The organism is Promicromonospora kroppenstedtii, assembly GCF_044389675.1.
Lineage (GTDB): Bacteria > Actinomycetota > Actinomycetes > Actinomycetales > Cellulomonadaceae > Promicromonospora > Promicromonospora kroppenstedtii.
In genome coordinates this window covers 244,833-263,664 of the sequence record NZ_JBIRYI010000005.1, presented here as the reverse complement: position 1 = coordinate 263,664, position 18,832 = coordinate 244,833, and the positions used below count along the sequence as shown (strand labels likewise).

At 71.7% G+C, this 18,832-nt stretch carries 11 protein-coding genes; 8 read left to right on the top strand and 3 right to left on the bottom strand.

Annotated features, from left to right (window positions below):
* Window positions 1–94 precede the first annotated feature (94 nt).
* Complete coding sequence (hrpA, locus tag ACH47X_RS10340; RefSeq protein ID WP_397403876.1) at window positions 95–4,648, top strand: ATP-dependent RNA helicase HrpA; 4,554 nt, start codon at window positions 95–97, stop codon at window positions 4,646–4,648.
* A 56-nt stretch (window positions 4,649–4,704) separates the two neighbouring features.
* On the opposite strand, the gene ACH47X_RS10335 is transcribed toward hrpA, so the two are convergent.
* Window positions 4,705–6,915, bottom strand: coding sequence for a hypothetical protein (locus ACH47X_RS10335; RefSeq protein ID WP_397403874.1), 2,211 nt, complete (start codon window positions 6,913–6,915; stop codon window positions 4,705–4,707).
* A 339-nt stretch (window positions 6,916–7,254) separates the two neighbouring features.
* On the opposite strand from ACH47X_RS10335, the gene ACH47X_RS10330 reads away from it, so the two are divergent.
* From ACH47X_RS10330 to ACH47X_RS10320, 3 genes are all read left to right on the top strand, one after another.
* Window positions 7,255–7,452, top strand: coding sequence for a PspC domain-containing protein (locus ACH47X_RS10330; RefSeq protein WP_033327770.1), 198 nt, complete (start codon window positions 7,255–7,257; stop codon window positions 7,450–7,452).
* Window positions 7,453–7,564: 112 nt separating this feature from the next.
* On the top strand, window positions 7,565–7,753 hold the full coding sequence (locus ACH47X_RS10325; protein ID WP_397403872.1) for a PspC domain-containing protein: 189 nt from the start codon (window positions 7,565–7,567) through the stop codon (window positions 7,751–7,753).
* Between the two features lie 159 nt (window positions 7,754–7,912).
* Window positions 7,913–9,352, top strand: coding sequence for an alpha-amylase family protein (locus ACH47X_RS10320; RefSeq protein ID WP_397403870.1), 1,440 nt, complete (start codon window positions 7,913–7,915; stop codon window positions 9,350–9,352).
* Window positions 9,353–9,446: 94 nt separating this feature from the next.
* Here the strand turns inward: ACH47X_RS10320 and ACH47X_RS10315 are convergent, their stop codons facing one another.
* Window positions 9,447–11,897: an esterase-like activity of phytase family protein gene (locus ACH47X_RS10315; protein ID WP_397403868.1), complete on the bottom strand. Its 2,451-nt coding sequence runs from the start codon at window positions 11,895–11,897 to the stop codon at window positions 9,447–9,449.
* A gap of 127 nt (window positions 11,898–12,024) precedes the next feature.
* On the opposite strand from ACH47X_RS10315, the gene ACH47X_RS10310 reads away from it, so the two are divergent.
* Window positions 12,025–13,326, top strand: a complete 1,302-nt coding sequence (locus ACH47X_RS10310; protein ID WP_397403866.1) for an MFS transporter — start codon at window positions 12,025–12,027, stop codon at window positions 13,324–13,326.
* Between the two features lie 105 nt (window positions 13,327–13,431).
* Entirely contained in the window at window positions 13,432–13,836 is a 405-nt protein-coding gene (locus tag ACH47X_RS10305; RefSeq protein WP_397403864.1) for a hypothetical protein, read from the top strand.
* A 7-nt stretch (window positions 13,837–13,843) separates the two neighbouring features.
* Here the strand turns inward: ACH47X_RS10305 and ACH47X_RS10300 are convergent, their stop codons facing one another.
* A complete protein-coding gene (locus ACH47X_RS10300; RefSeq protein ID WP_397403862.1) occupies window positions 13,844–14,653 on the bottom strand; it encodes a hypothetical protein in 810 nt (269 codons plus the stop codon).
* A gap of 98 nt (window positions 14,654–14,751) precedes the next feature.
* On the opposite strand from ACH47X_RS10300, the gene ACH47X_RS10295 reads away from it, so the two are divergent.
* Together ACH47X_RS10295 and ACH47X_RS10290 are read left to right on the top strand one after the other, a co-directional pair.
* Window positions 14,752–18,030: a DEAD/DEAH box helicase gene (locus tag ACH47X_RS10295; RefSeq protein ID WP_397403860.1), complete on the top strand. Its 3,279-nt coding sequence runs from the start codon at window positions 14,752–14,754 to the stop codon at window positions 18,028–18,030.
* 34 nt (window positions 18,031–18,064) lie between these two features.
* Entirely contained in the window at window positions 18,065–18,832 is a 768-nt protein-coding gene (locus tag ACH47X_RS10290; protein WP_397403858.1) for a response regulator, read from the top strand.

Here is an 18,832-nt window from a genome sequence, read left to right as displayed (position 1 = left end):
GGATCACCCCCGTGACCTGTGCGTCTGACACGTGGGCGGGCCCCGTCGGACCCCGCGGCAAATCATCTTGCCGTTCCTGGGAGAATGAGGGGTTGTGAGTACCGAGCCTTCTTCCACCCCTGTGTCCGACGGCGATCGCGGTCGCGCGGGCGGAGGCCGGAACCACCGCCGTGGCTCGGGCAGGCGCGCCGGCAACCAGAACCGCCGTCCGCGGCGATCCGGGCCGCAGCGCGTCTCCGCGGAACAGCTCGCGGCCGCGGCGGCCAAGCGGGCCGCCGTCGAGCTGCCGGACATCACCTATCCGGCCCAGCTGCCCGTCTCCGCCCGGCGCGAGGACATCGCCGCGGCGATCCGGGACCACCAGGTCGTGATCGTGGCGGGCGAGACCGGCTCCGGCAAGACGACGCAGATCCCCAAGATCGCGCTCGAGCTGGGACGCGGTCGCGAGGGCCAGATCGGCCACACGCAGCCCCGCCGCCTCGCCGCGCGCACCGTCGCGGAGCGCATCGCCGAGGAGCTCGGCACCCAGCTCGGCGGCGTCGTCGGCTACCAGGTGCGGTTCACCGACCAGTCCAGCGACGAGACGCTGGTCAAGGTCATGACCGACGGCATCCTGCTCGCCCAGATCCAGCGCGACCCGCAGCTCCTGGCCTACGACACGATCATCATCGACGAGGCGCACGAGCGGTCCCTCAACATCGACTTCCTGCTCGGGTACCTGTCGCGGCTGCTGCCGCAACGGCCCGACCTCAAGCTGATCATCACGTCGGCCACGATCGACTCGGAGCGGTTCGCGGCCCACTTCTCCCCCGCGGCCCTGGCGCAGCGGGGCGGGGCGCCCGAGTACGTCACCGACGTGCTCCCGGACCTGGCCCCGATCGTCGAGGTGTCCGGCCGAACGTTCCCGGTCGAGATCCGGTACCGGCCGCTCTCGCCGGACGAGGGCGAGCCAGGTACGGAGGGCGGGCGGACGCCGTCGGCCCGCGACCAGGGCGGCCCCAGGAAGAAGGGCAAGGCCCGTGGTGACGAGGAGAAGGACCTCGTCACCGGCATCATCGAGGCCTGCGACGAGCTGATGCGGGAGGGCAGCGGCGACATCCTCGTGTTCCTGTCCGGCGAGCGCGAGATCCACGACGCCGCCGACGGACTCGCCGGCCATCTCAAGGAACGTGCGCGCGACCCGAAGCACCCGCAGCACGTCGAGATCCTGCCGCTGTACGCGCGGCTGTCGAGCGCGGAGCAGCACCGCGTCTTCCAGCAGCACGCGTCGCGGCGCATCGTGCTGGCCACGAACGTCGCCGAGACTTCGCTGACCGTGCCGGGCATCCACTACGTGGTGGACCCGGGCACCGCCCGCATCAGCCGCTACTCCAAGCAGACCAAGGTGCAGCGGCTGCCCATCGAGCCGGTCTCGCAGGCCTCGGCCAACCAGCGCAGCGGCCGCTCCGGCCGCGTCGCTGACGGCATCGCGATCCGCCTCTACTCGGAGGAGGACTTCGACGGGCGGCCCGAGTTCACCGAGCCCGAGATCCTGCGCACCTCCTTGGCGTCGGTACTGCTGCAGATGATCTCGGTGGGCGTGGTCAGCACGCCCGACGACGTCGCCCGCTTCCCCTTCGTCGAGCCGCCGGACACGCGCGCGATCCGCGACGGCGTGCAGCTCCTGACCGAGCTCGGCGCGCTGGAGGAGGTCGACGGCGTCACGCAGCTCACCGAGGTGGGCCGCACGCTCGCGCAGCTGCCGATGGACCCGCGCCTGGCGCGCATGGTCATCGAGGGCTCGCGGCACGGTGTCGCCCGCGAGGTGGCGATCGTCGCGGCCGCGCTGTCGATCCAGGACCCGCGCGAGCGCCCCGCCGAGCAGCGCGCGCAGGCCGACCAGCAGCACGCCCGGTTCGCCGACCCGCGCTCCGACTTCCTGACGTACCTGAACCTCTGGGAGTACGTGCGGGAGCAGCAGCGACTGCTCTCCAGCTCGGCCTTCCGGCGGCAGTGCAAGGCGGAGTACCTGAACTTCCTGCGGATCCGCGAGTGGCAGGACGTCGTGGCGCAGCTCCGCGAGATGGCCAAGCCGCTGGGCATCGAGATGTCGTTCCAGCCGCGGCGTCGGTCCGACGGCGCTGGGTCCGGTCCGGCGGAGGGCGACGACGCTGCGTCACCTTCATTTCGGCAGGTCTGGGACGACGACACGATTCACCGGTCGCTGCTTTCCGGGCTGCTCTCCCAGATGGGGATGCAGGACACCGGCGAGGTCAAGGCGTCCGCCGTCGCGCACCTGCGTGGGGCCCAGCGCGAGATCGCGCTGAAGCGCGCTAAGAAGCAGGCCCGCAACGAGTACATCGGCGCACGTGGAGCGCGGTTCGCGATCTTCCCGGGCTCGCCGCTGTCCAAGAAGCCGCCGGTGTGGATCATGGCGGGCGAGCTGGTCGAGACCAGCCGGCTGTGGGCCCGCGATGTCGCGCGCATCCAGCCCGAGTGGGCCGAGGACCTGGCCGGGCCGCTCGCGAAGCGCACCTACTCGGAACCGCACTGGTCCACCAAGCAGGGCGCCGCGATGTGCACGGAGAAGGTGCTGCTGTACGGCGTGCCGATCGTGTCCGACCGCCGCGTGCTCTACGCGAAGGTGGACCCCGAGGCGGCCCGCGAGATGTTCGTGCGGCACGCGCTCGTGCAGGGCGAGTGGACCACGCACCACCGGTTCTTCCACGACAACCGTGCCCTCCTGGAGGAGGCCGGCGAGCTGGAGGCTCGCTCCCGGCGGCGCGGCCTGGTGGCGGACGAGGACGACCTCTTCGCCTTCTACGACGAGCGCGTGCCCGAGACCGTGGTGTCCGCGGCGCACTTCGACCGCTGGTGGTCGCGGGCCCGCAAGGAGACGCCCGACCTGCTCACCTTCACCATGGAGCAGCTGGTCGGCGACGCCTCCGTGGACACCGCCGAGTTCCCCGAGACCTGGCCCCAGGGCGAGCTCTCCCTGCCGCTCACCTACCAGTTCCAGCCCGGCTCCGACGCCGACGGCGTCACCGTGCACGTCCCCGTGGCCGTGCTCGCGCGCGTGGTGCCGGACGGGTTCGACTGGATGGTGCCCGGGCTCCTCGAGGAGCTGACCGTCGCGACCATCAAGTCGCTGCCCAAGGCGGTGCGGCGAGAGCTCGTACCGGCGCCCGACGTCGCCCGCGAGGTCGTGGCCTGGCTGCGCGCCGAAGCTCCGGCCTGGGAAGACATCGCCCGGGCGGGCGACATGGCCGAGCCCTACACGTCGGCGTTCACCAGGGCGGTCCGCGCGCTGCGCGACGTCGTCGTGCCCGCCGAGGTGTGGGACGACGAGCGGGTCTCCCGGCTGCCAGGGCACCTGCGCGTCACGTTCCGCGTGATCGAGGAGCGCGGGCGGGGCCGGAACGCCTCGTCCGTGGTGCTGGACGAGTCCAAGGACCTGGTGCTGCTGCAGCGCAAGCTCGCGTCGCGCGCGGAGGCCGCCGTGCGGTCGGCGGTGCGCGGGGCCGTCGGCGCCGCGCTGGCTGAGGCCCAGGCCGCCGCTGGTGCCGGGGGCGCCGTGGCCGGGGGCCCCGCGTCCGTGGCCCCGGGAGCGAAAGCGCCCGCGCCGGGCGCCGCGTCGCCGGCCGCGGTCGGCGCGCGTGCCTCGGCCCCGGCCGGGAGCGGCACGAGCGCCGGCGCCGTCGTCGGGGAGCAGACCGGGCTGACCGGGTGGCCCGCCGGGCTGCCCGACGGCGGGGTGCTGCCGGAGTCGGTGTCGACCGACGTGGGCGCCGGGGTCGTGGTGCGGGGCTTCCCCGCGCTGGTCGAGGAGACCGCCCCGAAGGTGAAGGGGCAGGCGCGCACCGTCGGCGTCGCGCTCCGGATCCTGGCGGACGAGACGGCCCAGGCCGCCGCGCACGCCGCCGGCGTGCGCCGCCTGCTGCTGTCGGAGACGGCGCTCGGGACCGGGCGGATCACGTCGCGGTGGACCGGCACGCAGTCGCTGACGCTCGCGGCGTCGCCGTACCCCAGCACAGAGGCGCTGGTGGCGGACCTGCAGCTCGCCGCCGTCGTCTCCCTGACGTCACCGGCCGACGAGGCGCGCTACGACACGCCGCCGGGCGGGCCGGACGCGGCGGCCGTGCGGTCGGCGGCTGACTACGCCGACGCGCTCGCGTTCGTCCGGAAGCACCTGGAGGACGAGGTGCACCGCGTCGTCGGGCACGTGGTCGCCGCGCTGTCGGCGAGCCGCACGCTCGAGGCGGAGGTCCGCGCGTCGGGCAGCCTGGCGCTGCTCAACACGCTGCAGGACATCCGCGAGCACCGCACGTCCCTGATCCACGACGGGTTCGTGTCGGCGACGCCGCCGCGGCGGCTGCCGCACCTGGCGCGCTACCTGCGCGCGGACTCCCACCGCCTGACCAAGGCGGCGGAGAACCCCGGGCGCGACGCCGACCTCGCGTGGCGGATCGGCGACGTGACGTCGGCGTACGAGAAGGCGCAGGCGACGTACGCGGCGGGGTCGCCGGACGCCGCCCGCGCCACCGAGCTGGCCGAGGTGCGCTGGATGCTGGAGGAGCTGCGGGTGTCGCTGTTCGCGCAGCAGCTCGGCACGGACGGTCCGGTCAGCGAGAAGCGGATCCGGAAGGTGCTGGCGCCGGGCGGGTGGTGAGACCCCTCGCGGTGCCGGGCGGGACCGCCGCCCGGCACCGGCCCGCTTGGCCCGCTTCAGCCCCTGTAGGCCGCCCGGCCATAGGCGCTCATCAGCGGCCGCTCGCCCTTCTTGACGAGCACCACCTGGACCGCCGTGTTGCGGTACTTGTACGACTCCGTGCCGGCGCGCCCGTTGTTCCTCGCCCAGCCGAGCCAGCCGGTGCCGGCCACGTGGACGCGGTAGTAGAGGTCGTACCGCTTGGCCATCTCGCCGGTGAGCCGCATCCGGTAGGCGGAGGTGCGGTTGGTGCGGTGGTACGTGCCCGAGACCCTGTCGTCGCTCACGTAGGGCCGCCAGCCGGAGCCCTCGACCTTGGCCGACACCTGGACACCGCCCGAGTACTCCCGGCCGTTCACGTCGATGCTCACGGCGTTGAGGCGCTGCGAGGTGCTGGTGTACCCAGCGGTCGCCCCACCGCGAACGATCGGCTTCCAGCCCGCCGGCCGCAGGTAGGGCTGCACCTCCACCTGGTTCTGGGTCGTCTTGTCGTAGAAGGACGCGTTGCCGGTCGTTGTAGCCGTGGGTGTCTTGCCCCTGGGCAGCACACGGATCTGGACGTCCTCGATGCGGTAGGCGTACCCCGTCGTACCCGCGGCCTCCCCGTTCTTCGCCCAGCCCAGCCAGCCGAACTTCGGCACGTACACGCGGTACCAGACGTCGTAGAACGACGCGTGCGGCCCGCCAGGCGAGATCCGGATGGCCTCGAGCCGACGCTTCTCCCCGATGCTGCCGACGTAGTACATGTTCGACCTGGCCTTGGAGCCGACCCATCCGCGGCCCTGGACATAGCCCTCGGACTCGAACCAGAAGGCAGCCGGCGACTCGGTGCTGGTCGAGGGCACCGGGCTCGTCATGTATGACTCCGAGTACGGGCGGGCGACCAGAGCCTGCGCCGCCCATCCGCTGCCTGCGATGCCGGCACTTCGGCCGTCAATGGCCTGGCAGTAGCAGTAGTTGCTCTCCCAGGGGCTGCCGACACCGCTGAGCCCATAGCTGACGTGCATCGTGTCCCGTGGCCGGACCGTGAACGGCGTCGACGTGACGGAGCGGGGGCTCATGGTGGGCCCCAGTGCCGTGGCTCGTACGGAGATGCTGCGTCCGACGTCCGCCGGCGAGCTCAGGTACTGGTTGCTCGTCGCGCCCTTGATGGCCGCACCGTCGCGCAGCCACTGGTACGCGTACGACGACGGGTTCGGGCTGAAGCCGTCGACCCACGCCGAGTAGGAGCTGTTGTAGCTGGGGTGGGAGTTGCCGACCGACATGATCGACTTGACCACGACCGACCCACCTGTGAACGGACACGAGACGAGGCAGACCCGCAGCGTGCTCGTGACGGTGGGCGCCCCGGCGAACTGCACGTACTCGACACGAAGATCGCGGTGGCCGGGGCCGACCTGGCTCGGCCGCACCGGTACGTCCTTGACGCGGGCGTCGAACGTGGTCCGGCCGACCTCGGTGTCGCCGTCGTACAGCGTCGCCTCACCTGCCGGCGCCACAAGATCGTTCGTGAGGGTGAGCCGGACCGTGACCAGGTCGTCGACCGGGTCGGTGTCCGCGAGCTTCCGCGCGGTGACCGCAGGCGGGACCGCCTGGGCGCGATCCGGGCGCGCGACGATGACCTCCCGGTTGGTCACCTTGCCCACGAGACCCGTCTCATCGACCTCGGCCACCTTGATCACCTGTTCTCCCGTGGCTGTCGGGACGAACGGGATCACGGCGTGCTCCGTCGCGGGCACGTTCGTCCAGACCGCAGGCTCCGCGGTGTCCTCCGCGGCGTAGCCGTACGCGAAGGCGACGGTGTCCGGCGACTGAGGAGCGACGACCGCGAACGCACCGGCCACGTCCACGCCTCCTCGCGCGGACCAGGGGGTGTAGACGGTCTCGGCGCCGAGCACCGGGACGATCGACAGCTCGGCGATGGGACCACGGCGCAGCAGGAACGTGCACTCTGCCGCCGGGCCGCTCGTCCCGTCGTCGGCCAGCACGCTGACCCGCAGGGTGTTGACGGCGTTGTCGGTGAGGGCGTCCGCCCGGAGCGACCCCTGCACGGCCTGGTCGTACGCCTCAAAGAACCAGCTGGCGGCGGTGTTGCCGAGGGAGTCGAGAGCGGTCACCGTGACGCGCCTGACCCCTGCGTCGAGCTCGGCGGTGAACGGCAGCTCGTCGGAGCCCTGCCGGTCGCGGACGACGGTAACCGGCTCCGCCTCGCAGGCCTGGCCGCCCACCGTGATACCGGAGGGTGCCGGCAGGTCCGCCGCCGACGCGACAGCGGGGACAGCAGGGCCCAGTACCGAGGACGCGACCAGCGCACCACCGGCGAAGGCCGCTGCGGCACGGACCGCAGCACCCCGAAGGCTCCTGGAAAGGACAGGAACAGCAACAACCACCACGGCCTCCGGTCGTCGATCGAGCGGCCCAAGACTAGGCGGCGCCGGAAGCCCGACCGGACCGTTTCGAGGAAGTTCACCCCTACCTCTTCCGGGGGAGCTCTCAGACCTTGCTCAGGGCAAGATCCGGGTGAGCCCAGATGTCGCCCCGGGTGCGGCACACGTAGCGTCGAGGACATGAGCACAAACACCCTTTCCCGTCCGCGCCAGGGGCGCATCATCGGCGGTGTCTGCGCCGGGATCGCCCGCCGATTCGGCTGGAGCCCCACGGTCGTGCGGGTCGTCGCCGTCGCCTCGATCCTCATCCCCGGCCCGCAGGTGCTGGCCTACCTCATCTGCTGGGTCGCCATCCCGAACGAGCGCCAGGCCGCCTGAGCACCCCCGCGGGCGGCCCGGTCCACCCTGGTCGGCCCTCCGGGTAGGTTCAGGGCCGGACCCGGGGGTCACCGGATACCAGACAGACCGCGGCCCGCGTAGCGTCGATGACATGAGCACACAGACACTCTCCCGTCCGCGCCAGGGGCGCATGATCGCCGGTGTCTGCGCCGGTATCGCCCGCCGATTCGGCTGGGACCCGACGCTCGTCCGGGTCCTCGCCGTCGCCTCGATCTTCATCCCTGGACCGCAGGTCCTCGCCTACATCGCGTTCTGGATCCTCATGCCCAACGAGGACTGAACCGACCCCCGTCGGGGCAACGACACGCCAGAGGCCCGGGTATTTCACCCGGGCCTCTGGCGTGTCGTCGTACGTTTCTGCAAGGCTTGCAGCAAGATCCGGAAACAGCCGTGCAACGCCGCACTGGCCTCAGCCGGGACGACGCCGCAAGGAGCCGCCATGACGCGCCATCCGAACGTGCCCCGCCGCCTGCTAGCCACCCTGACGACGTTCGCCGCCGCACTGACCCTGGGCCCGGTCGCGAGCGCCGCCACACCCGCCGCCGAGCCGGCCCGGGCAGCGACCCCGGCGCACGGCGACGGGGACGTCATCCTGAACATGTTCCAGTGGACCTGGGACTCCGTGGCCGCGGAGTGCGCCGACGTCGTCGGACCCGCCGGGTTCGGCTACGTCCAGGTCTCCCCACCGATGGAGCACATCCGCGGCTCGCAGTGGTGGACGTCGTACCAGCCCGTGAGCTACAAGATCGAGTCCAAGCTGGGCACGCGGGCCGAGTTCGCGAACATGGTCGCCACCTGCGACGCCGCGGGAGTGGGCGTGATCGCCGACGCCGTCGTGAACCATATGGCGGGCGCCGGACAGTCCGGAACGGGCGTCGCCGGCACGCAGTTCTCGGACGACAACTTCGCCGGGACGTACAGCGCCGCTGACTTCAACGACTGCCGCAGCAACATCTCGGACTACGGCGACCGCTACCAGGTGCAGAACTGCCGCCTGGTCTCGCTGCAGGACCTGCGCACCGGCTCGGACTACGTGCGCGGCCGGCTCGCCGCGTACTTCGACGACCTGGTGTCCCTCGGCGTCGACGGGTTCCGGATCGACGCCGCGAAGCACATCCCGGCGTCGGACCTGGAGGCGATCAAGGCGCGGATGAGCAACCCGAACGTGTTCTGGGTGCACGAGGTGATCGGGGCCGCGGGCGAGCCGATCCAGCCGTCCGAGTACCTGGGCAGCGGCGACTCGCACGAGTTCGACTACGCGCGGCAGCTCAAGCGTGACTTCGACGGGCAGATCAAGAACCTGCGGTTCATCGGCGACGGCAAGCTGCCCTACGACCGGGCGGGCGTGTTCGTGGACAACCACGACACGGAGCGCAACGGCGAGTCGATGAACTACAAGTGGGGCGCCAAGTACGTCCTGGCCAACACGTTCCTGCTGTCGTGGCCGTACGGCTCACCGTCGGTGTACTCGGGCTACGAGTTCTCGAACAACGATGCCGGCGCGCCCGGCGCCACCGAGACCACGGTCCCGGACGCGACCTGCGGCACGGGCAGGTGGACCTGCACGCAGCGCTGGACCGAGATCCGCGGCATGGTCGGCTTCCACAACGAGGTGGCCGGCACCGAGGTCACCAACTGGTGGGACGACGGAGGCAACCTGGTCTCCTACGGCCGCGGCGCCAAGGGCTACGTGGTGCTGAACAACACCGCCTCGGCCGTGCAGCGCTCGTTCCAGACGTCGCTGCCTGCAGGGACGTACTGCGATGTCGTGGCCGCCACGGACTGCTCGGTGAAGCGGACCGTTGACTCGGGCGGCTGGTTCACGGCCTCGGTCCCGGCCTACGGGGCGCTGGCGATCCACGTGGGCGCCCGGGGCTGATCCGGCGGTTTCCGCTGGTTCCCGATGGTTCCAGATGGTCGAGCTTGTCGAGACCTCACCAGGTCTCGACAAGCTCGACCGCCGGGGTGAGCACTCAGCGGAAGATCTTGCGGGCGTTGCCCAGGTCGAGGAACACCGTCTCGCCGGTCGCGTCCTTGACGCCGTCGTTGTCGGTGATCGCGTACACGCGGCCGTCACCGCCGATCGTGAGGCCTTCGAGCTTCTCCTGCGTCCAGCCGTTCGTGGCACGGAGCGCCGGCAGCACGTCGACAGCGAGCTTCTTGCGCAGCACCGGGACCGTGCCCGGTCGCGGGTCCCGCTTCGGCAGGTCCACCGTGTACACGGCCTTGAGCTTCGCCGCGGGGCCGTTGAGCTTGTCCCGCTCGATCACGGCAAGGGTGTCGCGGTCCACGACCGTCACCTCGGACAAGCCGACCCAGTCGCCGTCGGCGGTGGGCTCCGACAGCTCGTAGCCGAACCAGGTCCACTCCCCCGTCGCGACGTCGTAACGGCCGATGCGCGCGTAGCCGCCCACGCCGTCGTCGCTGGTCAGGCCCCGCTGAAGCGCGACGAACAGGTGCTCGCCGGCGCGGTCCACGATGCCCGTCACGCCCTCGATGCCCCACTTGCCGAGGCCCGCCGCGACGTCGTCGGGCAGGCTGACGCGCTCCTGCACGCGGCCCGACGCCGAGACGCGCACCAGCGCGTTCTCCGGACCGGTCGCGCCCTCGACGCCGAGCCAGAACCCGCCCGCCTTGCCGCGGACCGACGGCCGCGCCCAGATGCCCTCGGCGTCCAGGCCGACCGGCTCGCCGGCCTCGGTCACGACGATCTCGCGGTCGATCACCGCGGGGCCGTTCTTCGAGCCGCGCGAACCGGAGGTCGAGACGGAGAGGATCGACGTCGGCGACTTCGCGGCGTCGGTCACGGTCCACAGGCGGTCACGCTTGGCCGGGTCGGCCGAGAGCGCGCCGAGCGCGGTCCAGCCGATCGGCTTCTTCGTACCCGCGGAGGTGCGGGCGTCGGCGGACACGATGGACGGGAAGGCCGCGGCTGAGGAGTGAGCTTGCGAGCCCCGCAAAGCCGCGGCATCGAGCAGAGCCGTGCCGGCCGAGCGGGCATACCGCTGCCCCTTGCCGAACACCGAGACCGACGCGCGGACGCCGTCCTCGGCCGCGTCCTCCTCGGAGGAGACGACGAGCAGGTTCCGCGACGGGACCGGCAGGATCCCCTCCGGACCGTTCGTCGTCGCCAGCACCTGCACGAACCGCGGCTCGGCCGGGCGCGAGACGTCGTAGACGGCCACGAAGTTGGACCGCTCGGAGCCGACGAACGCGTAGCGGACGCCGTCGAGGGTCGCGACGGCGAGGCCCTCCATCTCCACGCCCTTCTTGCCGGCGCGGTCCTCGTTGTGCAGGCCGACGCGGACGGCGAGCTCCTCGACCGAGGAGCCCGCGTCCCAGACGACGTCGCCGGTCGCGGCCTCGAAGACCGACCAGCCGCGCGTGCCGCCCTTCCAGTCGCCCTCGTTCGCGGTGGCGACATGCTCGTCGTCGATCCAGCCGATCGCGTCGGGCTCGCGTGGGGCTGCCTCGACGGAGCCGGTCTGGTCGATCGCGCCGTCGTCCTCGGCGTCGACGCCCTCCAGCGCGACCGAGCCGGCGGAGAACACGTTCTCGAGCTCGCCGGAGACGACGTCGAGCACGGCGACGCCGTTGTTCTCCTGCAGCGTCACCGCGACCTTGGTGTCGGACGGGTTGATCGAGACGTACTCGGGCTCCGGGTCCTGCGGGGTGTCCAGGCCTGCGGCCGCGAGCGCCGCCTCGTCGAGCGCGACGGGGCGCACCTGCCAGGCCGCGGGGTCGGTGCCGGGGAGGTCGACGAACTGCAGGAACCCGGCGGGTGCCTGCGGGAGGTCGCCCTCCTCACCCTCGCCGGTGTCGGCCGGTGCGTCCTCGTCGCGCTGGTTCTCCATCGCGATGACGGCGTGTGCTCCGTCGTGCGTGACGGCGATCGAGTCGGGCTGCCCGCCCAGGTCGATGGACCGCACGAGGGTGCGGGACGCGAGGTCGACGACGTCGAGACGGCCGGACGGCGCGGTGAACGACGTCGAGCTGTCGACCACGACGAGCACGTGGTCGCCGACGACGGCGACCGACGTCGGCTCGTCGTGCTCCGAGCCGAGTTCGGCGAGCGACAGCGTGCCAAGGCCTCTGGGCTCGGCCGGGTCGCTGATGTCGACGAAGCCGATGCGCCGGGCGGCGGCGTCGGTGTGGACGAGGGTCCGGCCGTCCTCGCTGACCGCGGAGATCTCGGCGACGGTCGGGTCGGCGGGGTCGGTGCCCGCGGGGACGTTCTCGAAGACGGGGTAGGTGGCAAGGCGGTGAAACGTCTCGCGTGCGCTGGTCGCGCCGAACGACCCGGTGGACGCGGTTGATCCGGTCGGGGCGTGGTGGCCGGCGGCGATCGCCGGAATCGTGCTCAGGCCGAGCGCGAGAACCGCGCCGGAAGCGATGAAGGCCGCGTGGCGGCGGTGAGGGGACACGCTCGGCACCGTCGCGCGAGCCGGTGTCGGTGGGAGGACTTCGGGCTGGCCCAGGGGTGTCGCGCAGGTGAACTTCCGGGCAACCGCGCCCAGGTGGGGAGCAAGGTGCGCGGCTAGGCTCGACGGCGTGACCGTCCTTGCCGAGCTACGCGCTCTGCTGCGCCTCCCCGGGTTCCGCAAGCTGTTCGCGGTGCGGCTCGTGTCCCAGGCGGGCGACGGCATGTTCCAGGTAGGCCTTGCCAACCTGTTGTTCTTCAGCCCCGAGTCGCAGGGTTCGGCGGCAGCGATCGCCGGAGCGTTCGCGCTGATGCTGGCGCCGTTCACCGTCGTGGGCCCGTTCGCCGGCGTGTTCCTGGACCGGTGGCAGCGGCGTCAGGTGCTGGTGTACGGCAACGCGGTGCGCGTGCTGATCACCGGCACGATGGCGGTGCTCATGCTCACGCAGGGCGTCACGCCCGCGATCTACGTCTTGGGTCTCGCGGCCCTCAGCGTCAACCGCTTCCTGCTCGCCGGCCTCTCGGCCGGCCTGCCGCGCGTGGTCCAGGGCGACCTGCTGCTCACGGCCAACGCGCTGACACCGACGCTCGGCGCGGGTGCGGCGTTCCTCGGGGGCGGACTGAGCTTCGTGCTGAGCCTCGCGATGCCGTCGGGCCGCGCCCACGACGCCACGGCCCTGGCCTGCGCGAGCGTCGTGATGGGCTGCGCCTCGCTGCTCGGGCTGCGGATGTCGCGCACGCTGCTGGGTCCGCTGGAGCCCGCCGTCGGCTCCATCCGCAACGAGCTGGCGGTGGTCGTCCGTGGCCTGGTGGACGGCGCGCGCTACCTTGCCGCGCGCCGCACGCCGGGTCAGGCCCTGCTGGTCATGGCGCTGCACCGCTTCCTGTACGGGGTCGTCTTCATCGCGTCGATCCTGATGTCGCGCAACCTGCTGGCCGATCCCGGCGACCCGACCGCGGGCCTCGCGATGTTCGCCACGGTGATCGCGGCGACCGGCGTGGGCGGCGGGCTCGCGATCCTGCTCACCGCGGTGCTGGCGCGGCGCATGGCCCCGCAGTCCTGGATCGCCGTGATGCTCCTGGTGGCGGGGGTGTCGCAGCTGATCCTCGTGCCCGAGCCCGGCTTCGCCGCCGTGGTCACCGCCGCCGGGCTGCTCGGCCTCGCGGCGCAGGGCGCCAAGATCGCCGTCGACACCATCGTGCAGCGTGACTCCGAGGACGCGTACCGCGGCCGTGCCTTCGCCTTCTACGACGTGCTCTACAACGCCGCGTTCGTCGGCGCGGCGGCCCTCGCGGCGTTCCTCGTGCCGGACGCCGGCTGGTCGCCCGGCCTCTTTGTCGCCCTCTCCCTGGGCTATGTCGTGGCCGCGCTCCTGTTCGGCCTCCGCGGCACTCGCACGGCTGCGCTGGTGCGGCAACCGGTAAGCGGGTGAATTTGTGGATGAGGTCCGGTCTTTTGAGGCGAACATGCCTGTTTTGCCGGTCGAACGGTGCAAGGATTGAGACTAGTTACCTACAGGGACTGGAGGCTCCCGTTCATGTCCGACGCACCCGCCGTCACCCCGACGCCAACCTGGGGTGAGGTATTCCCCTGGTTCCGCGAGGTCATGGCCGAAGACGACGCCTGGTACGTCGGTAAGGTCGACAACAAGACCGACGTAGGCGTCACACGCCTGGCCGACGCCGCAGTGACGCGGCTCAAGCCCCTTCCCGTCGGCCGTCTCTACCCCGCAGTGCGGCGGGTCGAGCGGCTCGACGAACTCACCTGGCCCAAGCACCGCCTGCTCAACGCTCTGCACCGTGGCGGCTGCTTCACCGGGGATGACCTCTCGTACATGGTGATCGCCGAGATGCTCTCCTGGGAGTCGGTCGGCCCGATCATCGTCAAGCAGATCCTCGAGGTCGTGGCACTGGAAGAAATTCGGGCCAGCTCCGCGAGATAGCAGTCTCTCAAGCCTCGACGGTGGCCGGATCAGGGGTAACGGCCACCGCAGGGCGCCGGGCCGCGACGACGGCGAACGGCACGGCAGTCAGCATCAGCAGCCCCTGCAGGATCTGCATCACCGCGTACCCAGCGCCGAGTACGCCGAACGAGCCGGCCGCGGCCAGAAGGCCGAGCACCGCGACGACGGCCGCGAACAGCGCCCCGATCCGCCGCGTCACGGGTGTCGCCCAGCCGCACAGCGCGGCTGCCGCCACGACGAGCAGCCCCAGCGCCGCACTCAGCAGCAATGACCCGATCATCCCTGTCAGCACTCCCCCGAACGACAGCATCGAGACGACCGGGAGCAGCACGCTCGTCCACAGGGTGTGGATGACCGCGCCGACCAGGACGACGACCAGGCCGGCCCGCCGCGCCGTCCGGGGATCGCCCAGGAGCAGTGCGAGCAGGACGCCCGTCCCCACGACGGCCAGCACGAAGATCTCGGCAAGAGTGCCCAGGAGCAGGTCGGGCCGGGCGCCGAGCGCCAGCTGCACGACGGCTGTGCCGGCCTGGACCAGCAGGTGCACGCCGACCACGACGACGGCCACGACCAGGAGCCGCCGGGCCCGGAGCGCGGCTGCTCCCACGGCGAGCAGCACGGTTCCCGCTGTCGCCGCGTTCTCCATCACGTAGATCACGTTGTTCGTGGTGAACCCCAGGTCGAGCTCGCCCCTGGGAAGCAGCAGGCGCTGTGGCACCGCCGTCCAGGCCGCGAGGGCGAGGGCGAGGATGCTGAGCGCAGCGGGCCGGCGGCCGGCATCGGGCAACGGAGTCATGCGGACACCCTCCCAGAGGCCACTGACACCCCGTGTGATGCGCGGCACGCTGTGGATAACTCGGCGGTGCCGGCCGGCGGGCGTGGAACCATGGACGGGTGCCCCCGCCGATCCCCGCCCCGCGTATCCACCCCGCGGCCATCAAGCTGCTGGTGGGCAGTGGTGCGTACCAGCGCGGCGAGGAGTACCAGCAGCACGGCCGGGTCATCTCGTGGGAGTGGTTGCCGGCCGAGATGCTCCTCATCTCGTGGGTGCGTGGCAGCGGCCGCAGCACCTACTCGTGCTCCATCGAGTTCCAGGAGGACCCGCCGGGGCCGCCCGTCGTCGTCGGCTCGGACTGCACGTGCCCGGTCAGGTCCGCCTGCAAGCACGTGGCGGCGACCCTGCTGGAGTCGGGAACGGACGGGCTGGCCTCGCTGGTGCGGCCCGCGTCGTCGCTGAACCGCGCGCCGCAGGTGCCGGAGTGGAAGGCGGTCGTCCAGCAGCTCGTACCCACGGCGCCCGCGGCTCCGCCGACCGGGCCGGCGCCCGACGAGGCGCCGGAGCTGGCGCTGCAGCTGCGGATCGACGGCTCCGCCGCCGCGAACAATCTGGCCCTGTCGATGCGGCCCGTGCAGCGCAACGACCGGGGCGCCTGGGTCGGCGGCAACGCCTCGTGGAACTACATCCGCAACGGGTTCCTCCGCGGGGTCGACCCCGCGGTCCGGCAGTGGTTCACCACGCTCGACGCCCTGCGCGCCACGAGCCCGCGCGGCTACGGCTACCTCAGCACCGGCGACTGGATCAGCCTCGACGACGTGCTCGCCCGACCCTTCTGGCACCACCTCACCGACGCCGCGGAGCTCGGGATCGAGCTGGTCGGCAAGTCCCGGCGGGAGTCGGTGCGGCTGGCCCACGAGGCGTCGGTCTCGCTCGACCTCTCCCTGCCCGACGGCGGCGCGCGCCTGGAGCGGACCGTCGCCTTCGACGGCGTGGTCACGGCCGCGACGTCCGTCGGACCGCTCGGCGACCACGGCCTGTTCGCGGTCGAGGAGTCGTCCCAGGGCCGCATCATCACGCTGGGCCCGACGGCGGCGCCACTCACCGACCAGGAGCGCGCGGCGGTACACCTGTCCGACGTCGCCATCCCGGCCGACGCGGTCGACGAGTTCCTCGCGGACTACCTGCCGCTCCTGCGCCGTGAGGTCCGGGTCCGCGCGGAGCCCGGCGTCGACCTGCCGGACCTGCCCCGGCCGGAGCTCGTCGCGTCCGTCGAGGCGGTGTCGGCGGCCGAGGTCCACGTGACGTGGCGGTGGGCCTACCCGCCGTCGGACAAGGAGTACCCGCTGACCACGGCGCTGGAGCCGGGCGCGGACCTGCGCGACCTCGCGGCGGAGACCGCGACCCTGGGCCGCGCCGTGTCCGCGGTGCGCGAGCTGCCCGGGTTCGGCCACTTCCGGGTGGCGCCCGAGGTGTACCGCGGACTGCGGGCGATGGACCTGGTCACGACGGCGCTGCCCGCGCTCCGGGCGCTTCCCGACGTCCGGGTCGAGAGCGACGAGCTGCCGGAGTACCGCGGGCTCGAGGCCACGCCGGTCGTCAGCATGCGCGCCACCGACAGCGGCGACATGGACTGGTTCGAGCTGGGCGTCACCGTGGCGGTCGACGGGCGCGAGATCCCCTTCGGGTCGCTGTTCGACGCGCTGGCCCGCAACCAGAAGCGGTTCATGCTGACCGACGGCACCTGGCTGCGCACGGACCTGCCGGTGTTCGCGGAGCTCCGGGCCCTGATCGAAGAGGCGCAGCGACTCTCGGACCAGCCGGGCAAGCTGCGGGTCAGCCGATTCAACGCGAGCCTCTGGGCCGAGCTGGAGGACGTGGCCGACTTCGTCGAGCAGTCCGACCGGTGGCGGCACTCGGTGAGCGAGCTGGTCGCGCTCACCGCCGACGGCGCTGACGGCCCGCCGACACTGCCCCCGCCCGTGGGCCTGAAGGCGGAGCTGCGGCCCTACCAGCAGCACGGGTTCGAGTGGCTGACCTTCCTGTGGCGGCACGGGCTGGGTGGCATCCTCGCCGACGACATGGGGCTGGGCAAGACCGTGCAGACCCTGGCCTTCGTGGCCCAGGCCCGCCAGGAGGCCGCGCCAGGCTCGTCGCCGTTCCTCGTGGTCGCGCCCGCATCGGTGGTGAGCAACTGGGCGGCGGAGGCCGCGCGATTCACGCCGGACCTGAAGGTGGTGACGCTCCCGACGACGGCTCGCAAGGCCGGCACATCGGTGGCGGAGCTGGCCGCCGGGGCGGACGTCGTCGTCACGTCGTACGCGATCTTCCGGCTGGACTTCGACGCGTTCGCCGACGTCGGCTGGAGCGGGCTGATCCTCGACGAGGCGCAGTTCGCGAAGAACCACCAGACGCGGGCCAACGAGTCGGCCCGCCGGCTGAGGGCGCCGTTCAAGCTGGCCATCACGGGCACACCCATGGAGAACAACCTCATGGAGCTGTGGGCGATGCTCGCGATCGTTGCGCCGGGGCTGTACGGGTCGGCGACCAAGTTCAGGGAGGACTACGTCAAGCCCGTCGCCGGTGAGGGCGACTCGGGCCCGCTCCTGAGCCGGCTCCGCCGTCGGATCAAGCCCCTCATGCTGCGCCGGACCAAGAGCCAGGTAGCGCCGGAGCTGCCCGAGCGGCAGGAGCAGGTGCTCCGCGTGACCCTGGACCCCCGGCACCGCCGGATCTACGACACCCACCTGCAGCGGGAACGGTCCCGGCTGCTGGGTCTGCTGGACAGCTTCGACGAGAACCGGGTAGCGGTCTTCCGCGCGCTGACGACACTGCGCCGGATGGCGCTGGACGCGTCGCTGGTGGACGCGGAGTACGAGGGTGTCGCTTCGGCGAAGCTCAACCTGCTGGCCGAGCAGCTGGCCGAGGTAGCCGCCGAGGGGCACCGCGCGCTGGTGTTCTCGCAGTTCACATCGTTCCTCGCCAAGGCCGCGGAGGTGTGCCAGGAGCTCGGGATCCCGTACGAGTACCTGGACGGTTCCACCCGGCGCCGACCGGAGGTGATCGGCCGGTTCAAGGACGGCACGGCACCGGTGTTCCTGATCAGCCTCAAGGCCGGCGGGTTCGGGCTGAACCTGACCGAGGCCGACTACGTCTACCTGCTCGACCCGTGGTGGAATCCGGCGACGGAGGCGCAGGCGATCGACCGGACGCACCGCATCGGGCAGACCCAGAACGTGATGGTCTTCCGGCTGGTCTCCGAGAACACGATCGAGGACAAGGTGATGGCGCTCAAGGAGCGCAAGGCCCGGCTGTTCGACGCCGTGCTGAGCGATGACGCGGGCGCGTTCGCGGGGTCGCTGGGCGCCGACGACATCCGTGGGCTGCTGGAGGGCTGACGCCCGCTACCGTCCGACCTGTACCTTTTCTCCCGTGTCTCCTGTCGCTGACCTGATCGGGGCTGTCGCCAGCCTGCTGTGGCCACTGCTCGTGATCGTCGTACTGCTGGTCTTCGGACGGCAGCTCCTGTCAAAGCTGCGAAACTCCGACGACGTCACGCTGGAGATCGGCGGGCAACGGCTCAATCTCAAGCAGGCGACGGACCAACAGTCGGACATGATCACGGACCTGCAGCGCGAGGTGGCTGCGCTGCGCAAGCGGCTTGACGACGTCGGGGTGGGCGAGGCCGGTGGCTGGACGGACGCGGCGAGGGCCGGGTCGGAGGCCGCGTGGGGCGGGTCGGAAGGCGAGCAGCACGAGGCTGAGCCGGCCGACGAGCTGATCGACTTCGATCGGCCGGACACGCAGGGCGCGCTGCCGGGTTCGGCGCCCCACTCGATCCTGTGGGTCGACGACCACCCCGAGAACAACGCGATGCTCGCGGAGTCGTGGCGGCGCGAGGGCGCCGAGGTGGACACTGCGCGCACCACGGACGAGGCGATGCGCCTGCTCACGGCGCGCCACTACGGCCTGGTGATCTCGGACATGGGCCGGCACGAGTCCGGCGTCGACGTCCCCGACGCCGGACTCCGCCTGCTGACGAAGGTCCGTGCGGAGGACGCCCACGTCCCGTTCGTGCTGTATGGGAACGTCGAGCAGGTCTCCGACGTCGCCCGAGCGGCAGGAGCCACTCTCGTCACGGGCTCGACGTTCGAGCTGGTCGAATTCGCGAGCAGCGTGGGCGTGTTCCAGGACGCCTGA